Here is a 16154-nt window from a genome sequence, read left to right as displayed (position 1 = left end):
GATTCTAAGGCTGACGCAAATCATAATTCAAGTGAATACGATTTTCTCAAGTTAATCAAATGTGAGTGCTTTTTGAGCACGTCCCGGCCCGTTTTTTTCAGCATTCATGCCATAGCATGACGCGCAGAAAGGGGGATAATCGAAGGCTCTGTATGCTGTAAGGAGGTAACGATGACAATGGCACTTTTCCCCTGTCTGCCTGGCACAACCCTCGACGCCGTGAATACCGTTGGGGCGTGGCTTGCTCAGGACGACTATCAGGACAACCAGCCCGTTGATCTGGTGATTCTGGCGGGTAATGCGGTGATCCCCGCGATTGATGCTGCCTGTAAAATCGCGGCTGAACAGGGTGTTCCTCTGATCATCAGCGGCGGGATCGGTCACTCGACGACCTTCCTCTACGCCGCGATTGCGAAACACCCCCGCTATAACAGGATACCCACCACCGGACGTGCTGAGGCGGCTATTCTGGCCGACATCGCCCGTGAATTCTGGAACATTCCGGCCGAGCATCTTCACGTTGAGGATCAGTCGACCAACTGTGGCGAAAACGCCCGCTTCAGCCGGGCGTTGATGAAACAATCCGGACTGAACGCCGCCCGGGTGCTGGTGGTGCAGGACCCGACAATGCAGCGTCGCACAATGGCTACGTTTGCCCGCGTTTGCCGCGACGAGGCCGCATCGCCCGCATGGGTGAGTCATCCCGGCCTGACGCCCGTGCTGCAAAACAGCGACGACGGTCTGGTGTTTAGCGGCCCGGTCGAGGGGTTATGGCCGGTAGAGCGCTACTTGTCGCTGGTGCTGGGTGAATTTCCGCGACTCAGGGATGACATCAACGGCTACGGTCCGGCGGGACGTGATTTCATTGCCCATGTCGATATCCCTGCCGACGTGGACGCCGCGTGGCAGATCTTGCGAAACGACGTCATTCTCACCGACGCGCTGGTGAGCCGTTCCCTGCTGTGATGCTCTGCCCGTTTGCGCCATCTTTTACGCAAACGGGCATCCTGTGTTGCCGATTTGTGATTTTGGAAACGGGCTGACCCGTTTCTTTTATGAGATATCTCACAAAAACAGACTCATAGAGTAGGCAATTGCCCCGGTAATTATAGTTTTTAACATTAAGTTTACTTGTTAAAAACAGTGTGATTACAGGAGCAGGTTATGACAGTACCCGTACAACATCCTATGTATATTGATGGACAGTTTGTTGCCTGGCAGGGTGATGCATGGATTGACGTGATCAATCCGGCCACGGAAGAGGTCATTTCCCGTATTCCCGATGGCAGCGCCGATGACGCCCGCAAGGCCATTGACGCGGCAGATCGCGCGCAGGCTGGCTGGGAGGCGCTGCCTGCTATTGAACGCGCCAGCTGGCTACGCAAAATTTCCGCCGGGATCCGCGAGCGCGTCAGTGAAATCAGCGCGCTGATTGTGGCCGAAGGCGGCAAGATCCAGCAGCTGGCGGAAGTGGAAGTGAACTTTACCGCTGACTATATCGACTATATGGCCGAGTGGGCGCGCCGTTATGAAGGGGAAATCATTCAGAGCGACCGTCCGGGCGAAAATATTCTGGTGTTTAAGCGTGCCCTGGGCGTCACCACCGGCATTCTGCCGTGGAACTTCCCCTTCTTCCTGATTGCCCGTAAGCTCGCTCCCGCGCTGCTCACCGGTAACACTATCGTTATCAAGCCGAGCGAATTTACTCCAAACAACGCCATTGCGTTTGCCAAAATCGTCGATGAGATTGGCCTGCCGAAAGGCGTCTTTAACCTTGTGCTGGGCCGGGGTGAAACCGTCGGACAGGAGCTGGCCGGGAACCCGAAAGTGGCGATGGTCAGCATGACCGGCAGCGTCGGGGCAGGTGAAAAGATCATGGCTGCGGCGGCGAAAAACATCACCAAAGTGGGGCTGGAGCTGGGCGGTAAAGCCCCGGCCATCGTGATGGACGATGCCGACCTCGAGCTGGCCGTGAAGGCCATTGTGGATTCACGCGTCATCAATACCGGACAGGTGTGTAACTGTGCGGAACGTGTCTATGTCCAGAAGGGGATCTACGACCGCTTTGTGAATCGTCTGGGCGAGGCAATGAAAGCCGTCCAGTTTGGCAATCCGGCTGAGCGAACGGATATTGCCATGGGGCCGCTGATCAACGCCGCCGCGCTGGAGCGCGTGGAGCAGAAGGTGGCGCGCGCGGTGCAGGAGGGGGCTAAAGTGGTCCTTGGCGGTAAAGCGGCAGAAGGCAAAGGGTATTTTTATCCCCCAACGCTGCTGCTGGACGTACGTCAGGATATGACCATCATGCACGAAGAGACCTTTGGCCCGGTGCTGCCAGTGGTGGCATTCGACACTCTGGAAGAGGCGCTGAAAATGGCCAACGACAGCGACTACGGTTTAACCTCGTCTGTTTATACGCAGGACCTGAACGTCGCCATGAAAGCCATTAAGGGGCTTAAGTTCGGCGAGACCTACATTAACCGTGAAAACTTTGAAGCGATGCAGGGCTTCCATGCAGGCTGGCGTAAATCCGGTATCGGCGGGGCGGATGGCAAACACGGTCTGAATGAGTATTTGCAGACGCAGGTGGTCTATTTGCAGTCGTAATCAGGAGCCCCCTCCATGCGAGGGGGTTCACATTTTCAGGAAAGGTGGTTATGTTGGCGCGATAATGATTCTTTATCGGGAAACAACATGCGCACAAAATATACGGGTCTGCAAATCAGCATTCACTGGCTGGTTTTTCTGTTAGTCATTATGGCCTATTGCGCCATGGAGTTCAGAGGGTGGTTCCCAAGAACCGATCGTCCGCTTATTAATATGATCCACGTTTCCTGCGGGATCAGCATCCTGGTGCTGATGGTGGCGCGCCTGCTTATCCGCCTCAAATTCCCGGCTCCGCCTATTCAACCGAAACCAAAAGCGATGATCACCGGGCTGTCCCATCTCGGGCATCTGGTAATCTACCTGCTGTTCATTGCGCTGCCGCTGATCGGCATGGTGATGATGTATAACCGGGGAAATGACTGGTTTGCGTTTGGCCTGACGATGCCGCATGCGGCGGAGGGGAATTTTGACCTGGTGGATACCCTAAAGGAGTGGCACGTAACGCTGGCGAATCTGGGGTACTTCGTGATTGGTTTGCACGCCTTTGCCGCGCTGATGCATCACTACTTCTGGAAGGACAACACGCTGCTGCGCATGATGCCGAAAAAGCGTCAGTAACCGATAATGCCCTGCTAACCCGCAGGGCATTTTTTTGCGGCTTATTGCAGTTGCGCGCGCTCCTGCGCCGTTAAGTCCAGTTCCTGAGTTGAACCCGTTTCCGAAGATTTTACCGCCGCTTCCAGCACCGCCATCACCGCCAGGGCTTCCACCGGATGGACCGGGTTGTCAATCTTGCCGTTCAGGGCATCGCGCACGTTTATATAGTACTGCCGCTGGTCGCCTTTTGGCGCAGGGATAGTGCTGGCTTCACCCTGGGCATTAAACAGCACCATAGCGTCGCTGTCTTCACCCCAGCTTTCGCTACCCGGAACGACGCCTGCCAGCAGCTGGGCTTCCTGCTGATCGATGTGCGCTTTCACCACGCTGGCCTTATCGCCGTGGACGGTAAAGCGGGCAACGCCACCCGCCACCAGCATGCTGCAATGGAGGACCACTTTGTGTTCCGGATAATTCAGCACCACGTGCGCCCAGTCGTTAATCTCCGCGCCGTCACGCAGGGTGGCGATGTTGCCCTGTACCGACTGCGGCAGACCAAAAAGCTGTAGCGTCTGGTCAATCATATGCGGGCCTAAGTCGAACCACAGGCCGCTGCCGGGCACGTTTTGCTCTCTCCAGCGCACGCGAACCTCCGGACGGAAACGATCGATATGCGACTCAAAATGTTTCACCTTACCGATACGGCCTTGCTCAATCACCTGCTTAATGCCGAGAAAATCGCTATCCCAGCGGCGGTTATGGAAGACCGAGAGCAGGCGCTGTTTTTCTTGCGCAAGCGCAATCAGATCTCGCGCTTCCTGCATATCCAGCGTAAACGGCTTATCCACTACCACATGCTTGCCGGCATTGAGCGCCAGGGTGGCCAGCGGCGCATGGGTCGCGTTAGGGGAGGCGATAACCACCAGGTCGATATCCGGATGCTGAATGGCCTCTTCCGGCGTGGCGACAACGAGGACGTCCGGCAGGTCGCGTTTCACTTTCTCTCCATCCCGGGATGAGACCACCGCCAGCTTCAGGCCTTCGACGGACTGGATCAGCGGGGCATGGAACGTCTTACCTACAAAACCATACCCGATCAGCGCAATATTCATTGTCTTCACTTTATTCATGACCTTCTCCACGTTAATGCGCGCCAACGGTAACCTGCAAGGCGCTATGGTCCCCGAGCTCTGCCCAGGGACGATCTAAAAACAGTTGATGAATCTCGGATAACCCTGACACCAGATACGGTTCGCACTGGTTGAGTTTTAGATGGTCGGCGACTACCCAGTGCGCCTGGCTTGCGGCCAGCATGGCACGCTTCACTTCTGCATCCGCCTCCTGACTGGCGCTCAATCCGAGTTCGGCATGGATGGCGCATGCGCCAAGGATGGCAATATCCGCCCGGTAGCGAGAGAGCAGGGAAAGGGTGGCGCTTCCGGCAAACAGGCGTTGTTTCTGATCCCACTTTCCACCGAGCAGGATCAGGTCAATATCTTCCCGATCGCTAACCTGCTGGGCGATATCAAGAGAAGGGGTGATGATGGTCAGCGGCCCCTGAAGGAAAGAGGCAACGGCCAGCAGTGTGCTTCCGGCGTCCAGAAAAAGCGTCGAGCCCGCAGGCACGCATTGCGCAACCTGTTTACCCAGCCGCTGCTTAATTTCAGGGAGCAAGCTATTCCTGCTTACTCGGGTCATCGTCGAGAGATTCAGCGCGATGGCGCCGCCATGGTTTTTTTGTGCCAGTCCCTGTTTTTCCAGGTCGGTCAGATCGCGACGGATGGTGTCCGCCGAAACCTGCAATCGCTCTGCCAGCTCGGTAATGCTGGCCTGGCCTTGCTCAGTAATGATATCAAGCACATATTTCTGTCTGGCGGTTTTATGCATGGGGCAGTATCCTGCAAAATGTCGCAATAAATTGCAGTTTACAGCATTTTGCAGGAAAGGGAATCGCGACAGGTACGGGATGTTATCCAAAAACAGTTTAATGATGTGATTATTGATATTGCATTAATCAGTCATCAAAAACATGTATGTATCTTTTAGGTATGTTGTTATCGCTATGTTTTACTTGAAAATTTGGCTTAAGCTGCCGGATTATTGGCTCTAGCCAGAATGTTTAACTAATTTGTAATTATAAATTAGTGCATATATCTATTAGTTTTTATTTTTAAAGTAAAATAATTCAATTTTATTCGGTGTATTACTTAAGTTGACATTTCTTTGAAAATCTTTGTGTCTGATTCGGGGTGAAATTAACGCAAAAATGTACACCGGGGCATTTTAGAATTTTCTTTATATTACAGGGGGTTTATTTGTTTCATCTGAAAGGCCTTTTATAACGTTTTGTCCAGAAACCCCATCTTTTTTCTTATTTGTAACACCGCATTAACATTACGGGTGTGGTTGCTCATATCACATTTTGTTATGCTGCGAATCAATAAATATTTAAGTAAATTCTTAAAAGAAAAAAAGAGAATGAACGGCTCTCATCTCAATTGAAATGGGTATGGGGAACTATTACCCAAATTAATCGAGCAGGAGTAAGGGATTTCTGGCGAATTATTTGTACCTCTTCCTGGGTATTTATTTGGCTATCACCTGGAGTCGGGGGATATTATGAAGATGAAATGCAATAACAGGTTGCTCAGATTATCTGTCTCCCTGACCTTAATTTCGCTGGTGGTGACTGCGGCTAATGCAAATAACGGCCAGGCGGGGATATCTCCCGTTGCGGCAATGACGATGAAAGAAAGTATTCTTTTCGCTCTCGATCGCGACCCCTCAGTGAGCCAGCAGGCAGCGCAACTGGGGATCGGCCAGGCACAAATAGACGAAGCGCGCAGTGGCTGGATGCCACAAATAGCCCTGAACGGGAGTACGGGTCACAGCCAGACCACCGATTCAAGCGGTTCGTTGCGAAATTCCGCAGCCTGGGGCTTGAGCCTGACGCAGCTGGTGTACGATTTTGGCAAGACCAATAACAGCATCAGACAGTCTTCAGCTCAGCGTGACAGCTATCGCTACCAGCTGATGAGCACGATGTCTGCCGTCGCGGAAAAAACGGCCCTCAGCTATGTGGAAGTAAAACGCTACAGCGATCTGTTGCAGGCGGCAAAAGAGAACGTGCAGGCGCTTAAAAACGTTGAGCAGCTGGCAAAACTCCGCGCCGATGCTGGCGTAAGCTCCACCTCTGATGAGCTTCAGACCCGCACCCGTATCGCCGGGATGCAGGCGACGGTAGAGCAGTATAATGCGTCTCTGAACAGCGCCCGCGCGCGGCTGGCGGTATTAACTGGCATACAGGCTGAACGCTATTCACCGGTTCCGGGAGGTCTGGCCGTGGAGCCGGATTCTCTCAATCGGATTGATTATTCACTGATCCCAACGGTGATGGCCGCGCAGAACATGGAGCGTTCAGCCCAGTACGGCGTAGAAACCGCCAGGTCTCAGCACTGGCCGACCTTAAGCCTGAAAGGGGGCCGCACCCGCTATGAGTCTGATAATCGCGCGTACTGGGATGATCAGATCCAGCTCAATATTGACGCACCGCTTTATCAGGGCGGCGCGGTCTCGGCGCGCGTCCGTCAGGCCGAGGGCGCAAGGGCAATGGCATCGTCCCAGGTTGATCAGGCCCGTTTTGATGTCCTGCAAAAAGCCTCCGTCGCACAGGCCGACTGGACCGGGGCGCGAGGACGAATGGAAGCCGGGAAACGTCAGCTGGAAAATGCGTTGCGCGCCCGCGATGTCTACAAAAATGAATATACCCTGAGCAAGCGCAGCATTAACGATCTGCTCAGCGTGGAGCAGGATGTCTGGTCTGCCACCTCAGCGAAAATAATGGCTGAATACGATGGCTGGAGTGCGGCGATTAATTACGCCTCCGCGGTGGATAATCTCATGCCGCTTATCGGAATAGAGAAAAACGCTGCCGCGAAATTACCTGATTTAAGTTAAAAAAAAGGCGCGCCTTTCTGCGCGAAATAAGTCAGACAATAATGGGTGATTTTTCCCAAGGATAGCTACATCCCTCTGGTGGACATATCCACAGGAATACGCGCACCTGCAAGGAGAAGAATATGAGTACCGCAAAAGTTGTTGATGTCATCATTCGCAAAACGGCAGAGAAGACGAAATTAACCGGTGAAGGGAATCTCTCGGTCTCTATTTCATCGCCGAGCGTGATTGAAATTCAGGGTTCTGCTCAGGACGTGGTGCGTTATGTCCGCCAGGGGAATGACCTCCTCATTTATATGAAAGATGGCAGCGTGATCCGCTGCAATAATTATTTTGTCGAAGACACGGAAACCCATAATCATTCCGAGCTGGTATTTAACGATAACCAGGAGCTGACGCATATTTCATTTGCCGATGCCGGGGAAGCATCAGGCGTTGCCGCCACCGAATTAACCGCCCAGGCTGCACCCATTAGCAGCATTGAACCTTTCCTGGAGCAGGGAAGCGTCTTAAGCGATGCGCCGTGGGGCTGGATTGCCGGTGCGGCGTTAGGGGGCGGTGCGATCGGCGCACTGCTGGCTCACGGCGGCGATGGCGAAACCAAAACCAGGGTTATTGATAATACAAAAGAAGTCGAAAGCGCCACGCCGACATTTTTGCTCACGGACAACGCGGGTGACAAGCAGGGCGTGCTGAGTGCAAAAGAGATCACGGATGACAACACCCCCACCTTCAGCGGTACCGGGCAGCCGGGCGCGACCATTCAGGTTAAAGACGGCAACGGCAGCACCATCGCCAGCACCATGGTTGCGAAGGACGGCACCTGGACGGTAACACTCCCGACCCAGGCGGACGGGGAACATACCTGGTCCGTCGTACAGATCGACGGCAGTAAAACGACCTCTGCGGGCAGTATTACCGTAACCGTTTCTACAGCGGATACCAGCGTGACGCTCGCCACCACGGCGGGCGATAACGTGATCAACGCCAGCGAGCAGGCCGCTGGCTTTACACTGTCCGGCACCAGCAAAAACCTGGCCCAGGGAACGGCGCTTACCGTCACGCTCAACGGTAAAACCTATACCGCAGAAGTGGGGGCAAACGGCGCATGGAGCGTGAAGGTCCCTGCTGCCGACGCACAGGCGCTGGGCGATGGTACCTGGACGGTCAACGTCAGCGGAAAAGACGCGGCGGGCAACACCGTGTCCGGCAGCCAGACGATTGGCGTGGATACCGCCTCGCCAGTGATCTCTGTCGACACGATCGCCCAGGACAACATCATCAACGCGGCTGAACATAATCAGCCGCTGACGCTGACCGGGAAAACCGATGCGGAAGCGGGCCAGATTGTGACGGTCACGCTGAACGGCAAAAATCACACGGCGACCGTGGGCAGCGACGGCAGCTGGTCCGTTACGCTTCCGGCCAGTGAAGTACAGGCGCTGGCTAACGGCGAGCACACCCTGACGGTAAACGTCAGCGACAAAGCGGGTAACGGGTCATCCACCACCGCCGATTTCACGGTCGATACCGCAGCGCCAGTGGTCACTATCAACACCGTCGCGGGCGACGACATTCTGAACACCAGCGAGCAGGGGCAGGCGCAGATTATTTCCGGCCAGGCGAACGGCGCGGCGGAGGGCGACGTTGTCACCGTGACCGTTGGCGGCAAGACCTTTACCGGTGCCGTCCAGGCGGACGGCAGCTGGAGCGTCGGCGTGCCTGCCTCCGTCATTGGCGCGCTGGGGGAAGGTAGCCACAGCATTTCGGTCTCCGTGACCGATGCGGCGGGCAACACCGGCAGCGCGACGCACGGCATTACGCTGAGCGGCAACCCGCCGGAATTTACCCTTGACCCCATCAGCCAGGATAACGTCCTGAATGCGCAGGAGGCCATGCAGCCCCTGAGCCTGAGCGGGACCAGTAATCTGCCGAACGGCAGCGCTGTCACCGTGACGTTGAACAACGTTAACTATCAGGCCACCGTTGAGAACGGTCGCTGGTCCGTTCAGGTGCCGGTTTCCGACGTGCTGGATCTGGCGAATACCCTTTACACCGTCAGCGTCAGCGGCACCGACAGCGTGGGTAACAGCGGCTCCGCCGAGGCGAATCTGCTGGTAGACACCGTGCTGCCGCAGGTGATCGTCAACACCTTTGCCGGGGATAACCTGGTCAATAACGCCGAAGCGGCGGTTGACCAAACCCTCAGTGGACGCGTCACCGGCGCGGCGGCGGGCGATACCGTCTCTGTCACCGTGGGCGGCAAGAGCTACACCGCGACGGTTGGCAGCGACCTCAAATGGAGCGTGACGATCCCATCGGCCGACCTCCAGGCGTTTGGCGACGGCGATTTAACCTTCAGCGCCTCTGTCACCAATGCGCACGGCAATACCGGCACCGGCGAACGTGATATCAACATCAACGCCGAACTGCCGGGCCTGCGCGTGAACACGATCTCTGGCGATGACGTGATTAACGCCATCGAGCAGCAGCAGGATCTGGCCGTAACCGGCTCCAGCACTCATCTGGCCGAAGGCACACAGATCACCGTTACCATCAATAATGTCGAATACGTCACCACGGTTAACGCCAGCGGCAACTGGCAGATTGGCGTGCCGGCGGCGGACCTTCAGGCATGGACGGCGGGAGGCATGACCGTCAGCGTCAGCGCGGAAGATGCCTGGGGCAACACCGTGGCGGCTGAACACCCGATCGAGCTTGACCTGAATGCGGTGGCCGTCACCATCGATACCGTAACCACTGACGATATGCTCAACGCGGCGGAAAAAGGCGCGGATGTCACGCTTTCTGGTCAGACGCAGGGCGTGGAGGCCGGGCAGACCGTGGTGGTGAAATTCGCGGATCAAACCTTTACTGCACAGGTGCAGCAGGACGGCTCCTGGCGCCTGACCGTTCCGGCGAGCGCGATGGAAACGCTGATCGACGGGCGTGCGCAGGTGAGCGTCAGCGTGACTAACGTCAACGGCAACAGCGCGGACGCCTCACGCGTGGTGATCGTCGATACGCAGCCGCCAGCCATTACGCTTGATAACCTGACCGACGACAACATCATTAATGCGGCAGAAGCGCAGCAGGATCTGGTGCTCAGCGGCAGCACAACCGCTGAAGCGGGCCAGACGGTCACCGTGACGCTGAACGGTAAATCTTACCAGACCACGGAACAGGCGGACGGTCGCTGGCAGCTGAACGTGCCTGCCGCCGACGTAGGCGCGCTGACCGATGGCAATGTCACCGTGACGGCCACCGTCAGTGACGTGGCGGGCAACAGCAGCAGCGCGGACCGCGTTGGGCTGGTGGATGCCACCGTGCCGCAGGTAACCATCAACGATTTCGTCACCGACACCAACACCGTTAACCAGCTGGCCCATGCTCAGGCGCAGATCCTGAGCGGCTCCGTCACCGGCGCGGCGGCGGGCGATTTGGTCACCATCACCATCAATAACGTGGACTACACCACCGTGGTGGATGCGGCAGGCAACTGGAGCCTCGGCCTGCCTGCGTCCGTCGTTCAGGGGCTGACGGACGGCACCTGGACCATTAACGTCTCCGTGACCGACCAATCCGGCAACACCGGCAGCAGTTCAGTGGATGTGGTGGTCAATACTGTGACGCCCGTTATCGGTATTAACACGCTGGCCGCGGATGACGTGATCAATGCGGCAGAGAAGGGCGCAGATCTGCTGCTTTCCGGTACCAGCAACCAGCCGGAAGGAACCACCATCACCGTTAATCTGAACGGTATCAACTACACCGCCACCACCGACGCCAGCGGCAACTGGAGCGTTACCGTCCCCGCCTCTGCGGTGAGCGCGCTGGGTGAAGCCAATTACACCGTGACGGCGAGCGTCACCGATAATGTGGGCAACAGCGCCGCTGCCACGCACGATGTGCTGGTGGACAGCTCGCTGCCGGTGGTCACCATCAACACCCTCGCGGGCGACAATATCGTCAACGCGGCGGAAGTGGCCGCAGGGCAAACCCTGACCGGAAAGGTTTCTAACGCGGCATCGGGCGATACCGTCACGATTATCCTCGGCGGGCAGACATACACGGCCACCGTACAGGACGATCTCACCTGGAGCCTGCCGTTAACCCAGAGTCAGTTAACCGCGCTCGGCAACGGCGACCTGACCGTATCGGCCAGCGTAACGAACGCGCACGGCAATACCGGATCGTCTTCCCTCGATGTCACCATTGACGCCCAGCTGCCCGGCTTGCGCATTGATACCGTCGCCGGTGACGACGTCATTAACGTTATTGAACACGCGCAGAACCTGGTTATCTCCGGCACCAGCACCGACCTGGCGGCGGGTAGCACCGTCACCGTGACCATCAACGGCAAGAGTTATTCCGCCTCGGTACTGGCGGATGGCACCTGGCAGGCTGCGGTTCCGGCTGCCGATGTCTCCCGGTGGGCGGACGGGTCGCTCACCATCAGCGCCAGCGCGCAGGATACCTCCGGCAACCCGGTGAATATCGGTACCGTTGTGGATGTCGATCTCGCCCCGGTGGCGATAAGCATCAACAGCGTGACGGACGACAACGTGCTTAACGCGGCAGAAAAAGGCCAGGATCTGGTGCTGTCCGGCTCCTCCTCGAACGTTGAAGCGGGCCAGACCGTTACCATTATCTTTGCGGGTAAAACCTGGACCACGACGGTCGATGCCAACGGCGACTGGACCTGCACCGTACCGGCTGCCGATCTGAGCGGCCTGAAGGACGGCGACGCCAGCGTACAGGTCAGCGTCACCAACGTGAACGGCAACGCGGCCTCTTCCTCGCAGGCATTCAGCGTCGATACCGCCGCGCCAGCGGTCACCATCAACACCATCAGCGGCGACAACATGCTGAATGCGGCAGAGGCGGCGCAGGATCTGACCCTGAGCGGGACGTCTACTGCCGAAGCAGGCCAGACGGTCACCGTGACCTTCAACGGCAATCAGTACACCGCCCAGGTGCAGGCGAACGGCAGCTGGACGCTGGACGTTCCGGCGGCGGATCTGGCGGGGATCGCCGACGGCAGCGCGGCGGTCACGGTGACCGTGTCCGATAAAGCGGGCAACCCGGCCAGCGCGGGGGCGTCCGTGCTGGTCGACACTACCGTGCCGCAGATTATCTTCAACATTGTGGCGGGCGACGACATTGTTAATATTGCCGAGCACGGCCAGGCGCTGATTGTCACCGGCAAGGTGACGGGCGCGCAGGCGGGCGATGTGATTACCCTGACCCTGAACGGGAAAGACTACACCGCGATGCTGGATGCGTCCGGCAACTGGAGCGTGGGCGTTCCGGCGACGGACGTGGGCGCGCTGGCTAACGGCGATCAGACGATCTCCGCGACACTCACCGATAAAGCGGGCAACAGCACCAGCGCGACGCACGCGTTTGACGTCTCCCTGACCGCGCCGGTGATTGCCATCAATACCCTGGCGGTTGACGACGTGATCAACGCGACCGAAAAAGGCCAGGACCTGTTGATCTCCGGCACCAGCAACCAGCCGGACGGGACCCGCATCACCGTAACCCTGAACGGTATCAGTTACGCCGCCACCACCGATGCCAGCGGTAACTGGAGCGTCACCGTTCCGGCGGCAAACGTCTCGGTACTGGGCGAAGCAAGCTACAGCGTGACGGCCAGCGTGACCGATACCGCGGGTAATAGCGCGAATACCAGCCATAGCGTGCTGGTCGACAGCGCGCTGCCGCAGGTCACCATTAATGCGGTTGCCACCGACGACGTGATTAACGCGGCGGAAGTGGCTTCCGGACAAACCCTGAGCGGGAAAGTGAGCGGCGCGGCGAGCGGTGACACTGTCACGATCGGTATCGGGGGCAACACCTATACCGCGACGGTTCAGGACGACCTGAGCTGGTCGGTTAACGTGGCGTCTGACGTCTTAACCGCTATCGGTAACGGCGATCTCACCGTAACAGCGAGCGTGACCAATGGCCACGGCAACACCGGCACCGGCGAACGCGACATCACGATTGATGCCAGCCTGCCGGGCCTGCGCGTGGATACCGTAGCAGGCGACGATGTGATCAACAGCATCGAACATGGTCAAAACCTGATTATCACCGGCTCCAGCGACGGGCTGGCGAGCGGATCGGCGCTGACGGTCACCGTCAACGGCAAAACCTACGCGGCAACCGTGCTGGCGGACGGCACCTGGACGGCGGCTATTCCGGCGGCGGACGTCGGCGCGCTGAGCGCAGGCACGATCACCGTGACCGTTGACGGCCAGAGCGCGGCGGGTAACCCGGTTTCCATCAGCCACGACGTGAAAGTGGATCTGGCGGCAGTCGCCATCAGCATTAATCCGATTGCCTCTGACGACGTAATCAACGCGGCTGAGAAAGGCGCGGACCTGGTGCTGTCTGGCTCGACCACCAACGTGGAAGAAAACCAGACCGTTACCATCACCTTCGGCGGCAAGTTGTACACTGCGACGGTGGATGCCAGCGGCAACTGGACGGCGACCGTACCGTCTGCCGATTTGGGCGGACTCAAAGACGGCGACGCCAGCGTGCAGGTCAGCGTCACCAACGTGAACGGCAACAGCGCCTCGGCGGGCCGCGAATACAACGTGGACGCCACCGCGCCGACGGTGTCCATCAAGATCGTCAGCGACAACAACATCATCAACGCGGCCGAAGCGCAGCAGGATCTGGTCGTTAACGGTGTCTCCAACGCCGAAGCGGGCCAGACCGTGACCGTGACGCTGAACGGCGTGGACTACACCACCACCGTACAGGCGAACGGCAGCTGGAGCGTCACCGTACCGTCTGCGGATATCGGCGCGATTACCGACGGCGATTACACCATCACGGCAGCCGTCGCGGATAAGGCGGGTAACCCGGCCTCGGCGGACCGCGATGTGCTGGTGGATACCACGGTGCCACAGCTGACCATTAACACCGTTTCCGACGACGACGTGATCAACAGCGCCGAGCATGCGCAGGCGCTGATTGTCACCGGTTCCGTGACCGGTGCGGCGGCGGGCGACGTGGTGACCGTCACCATCAATAACAAAGATTACACCGCGACCCTGGACACTTCCGGCAGGTGGAGCGTGGGCGTGCCTGCGGCGGACGTGAGTGCCCTGGCCGCCGGGGATTACACCATCACCGCGGCGCTGACCGATAAAGCCGGAAACAGCAACAGCACAACGCACGAGGTTGAAGTCAACCTCACCGCGCCGGTGCTGACCATTGACACCGTGTCCGGTGACGATGTGATCAACAGCAGCGAGAAAACGCAGGATCTGACCATCACAGGTACGGCTTCCGGGCTGGCAGCGGGCGCGGTGGTCACCGTGATGCTCAACGGCAAAGCGTACAGCGCCACGGTGGACACCAATGGCCAATGGACCACAACCGTTCCGGCGAGCGAGGTGGGGCAACTAGGTGAAGCACTTTACACCGTGTCGGCCTCCGCGACGGACAGCGTCGGCAACAGCTCCAGCACCTCGCACACCGTGAACGTGGAATCCGTGCTGCCTGGCGTCATCATCAACACCGTGGCGGGCGACGACGTGATCAACGCAGCGGAGCTGGCAACCGGCCAGACCATTAGCGGCACAGTGGTGAATGCCGAAGCGGGCAACACCGTGACTGTGTCTGTTGGCGGCCACAGCTACACCGCAACGGTACAGGACAATCTCACCTGGTCCGTCAGCGTACCGGAATCTGTGCTCGCCGCGCTGGGCAATGGCGATCTGACCGTGACCGCCAGCGTCACGAACGGCGTGGGCAACAGCGGCAGCGGCGAGCGCGATATCACTATCGACGCGAATCTGCCGGGCCTGCGCGTGGACACCGTAGCGGGCGATGACGTGATTAACAGCATCGAACACGGGCAGAATCTGATTATCACGGGTTCAAGCGACGGCATGACGGCGGGTACGGCGCTGACCGTCACCGTAAACGGTAAAACCTATCCGGCTACCGTGCTGGCAGACGGCACCTGGAGCGCGGCGATCCCTTCTGCGGACGTGAGTGCCCTTGCCGCAGGCACGGTCACCGTGAACGTTGAAGGCCAGAGCAGCGCGGGCAATCCGGTGACTATCAACCATGATGTGACGGTGGATCTGGCAAACGTCGCCATCAGCATTGACGCCATCGCTTCCGATGACGTGATCAACGCCGCCGAGAGGGGTGCGGATCTGGTGCTCTCCGGCACCACCTCGAACGTCGAAGAAAACCAGATCGTCACCATCACCTTCGGCGGCAAGAACTACACCGCCACGGTGGACGCTGAGGGTAAATGGACCGCCACGGTGCCGACTGCGGATCTGACCGGTCTGAAAGACGGCGACGCCAGCGTGCAGGTAAGCGTCACCAACGTGAACGGCAACAGCGCGTCTGCGGGACGCGAGTACAGCGTGGATGCTACCGCGCCGTCCGTGACCATCAACACGATTGCCACCGACGATATCCTGAACGCCTCAGAAGCGCAGTCCGACCTGGCAATCTCTGGCACCAGCACCGCCGAAGCAGGCCAGACGGTGACCGTATCGCTGAACGGCAAAGATTACACCACAACCGTCAGCGCGAACGGCAGCTGGACGCTGAACGTGCCGGCAGCTGACCTTGCAGGATTAACCGACGGCAGCGTCACCGTGACCGCGGCCGTCAGCGACAAGGCGGGTAACCCGGCGTCGGTGGACCACACCCTGACGGTGGACGTCACCGTTCCGGCAGTGACCATCCACACCGTGGCAGGCGACGACGTGATTAACGTGGCTGAACACAATCAGGCGCAGATTATCAGCGGCTCCGCCACCGGCGCGGCGGCGGGCGATAAGGTCACCGTCACGATCGGCGGCCAGACTTATACCACCGTGCTGGATGCGGCGGGTAACTGGAGCGTGGGCGTTCCGGCCAGCGTCATTTCCGGCCTCAGCGACGGCAGCGTGACCGTCACTGCGTCAGTCACCGACGCGGCGGGCAATACCGGCAGCGGCACGCATAAT

At 58.4% G+C, this 16154-nt stretch carries 7 protein-coding genes; 5 read left to right on the top strand and 2 right to left on the bottom strand.

Going from position 1 to position 16154, the window contains the following annotated elements; genetic code table 11:
* Positions 1 to 171: 171 nt before the first annotated feature.
* The 3 genes from H2Z33_RS20115 to cybB all read left to right on the top strand — a co-directional run bounded on the left by H2Z33_RS20115 (position 172) and on the right by cybB (position 3222).
* Positions 172 to 966, top strand: coding sequence for a YdcF family protein (locus tag H2Z33_RS20115; RefSeq protein ID WP_017384495.1), 795 nt, complete (start codon positions 172 to 174; stop codon positions 964 to 966).
* Between the two features lie 198 nt (positions 967 to 1164).
* Entirely contained in the window at positions 1165 to 2604 is a 1440-nt protein-coding gene (gene aldA / locus H2Z33_RS20110; protein ID WP_063135143.1) for an aldehyde dehydrogenase, read from the top strand.
* An 87-nt stretch (positions 2605 to 2691) separates the two neighbouring features.
* Positions 2692 to 3222: a cytochrome b561 gene (cybB, locus tag H2Z33_RS20105; protein ID WP_015570570.1), complete on the top strand. Its 531-nt coding sequence runs from the start codon at positions 2692 to 2694 to the stop codon at positions 3220 to 3222.
* A 41-nt stretch (positions 3223 to 3263) separates the two neighbouring features.
* On the opposite strand, the gene H2Z33_RS20100 is transcribed toward cybB, so the two are convergent.
* Both H2Z33_RS20100 and H2Z33_RS20095 read right to left on the bottom strand, forming a co-directional pair.
* On the bottom strand, positions 3264 to 4331 hold the full coding sequence (locus H2Z33_RS20100) for an oxidoreductase (RefSeq protein WP_063135178.1): 1068 nt from the start codon (positions 4329 to 4331) through the stop codon (positions 3264 to 3266).
* A gap of 13 nt (positions 4332 to 4344) precedes the next feature.
* Complete coding sequence (locus H2Z33_RS20095; protein ID WP_015570569.1) at positions 4345 to 5088, bottom strand: DeoR/GlpR family DNA-binding transcription regulator; 744 nt, start codon at positions 5086 to 5088, stop codon at positions 4345 to 4347.
* A gap of 732 nt (positions 5089 to 5820) precedes the next feature.
* Here H2Z33_RS20095 and H2Z33_RS20090 point away from each other — a divergent pair.
* Positions 5821 to 7158, top strand: coding sequence for a TolC family outer membrane protein (locus tag H2Z33_RS20090; RefSeq protein WP_047733386.1), 1338 nt, complete (start codon positions 5821 to 5823; stop codon positions 7156 to 7158).
* 122 nt (positions 7159 to 7280) lie between these two features.
* The coding region (locus H2Z33_RS23460; RefSeq protein WP_232350967.1) for an Ig-like domain-containing protein at positions 7281 to 16154 on the top strand (8874 nt) is incomplete at its 3' end.

It is taken from the genome of Enterobacter sp. YSU (assembly GCF_016082135.1).
Classification (GTDB): domain Bacteria; phylum Pseudomonadota; class Gammaproteobacteria; order Enterobacterales; family Enterobacteriaceae; genus Enterobacter; species Enterobacter hormaechei_C.
Note: the sequence above shows the minus strand (reverse complement) of the source record. Positions and strands in the feature narration are given on the sequence as shown.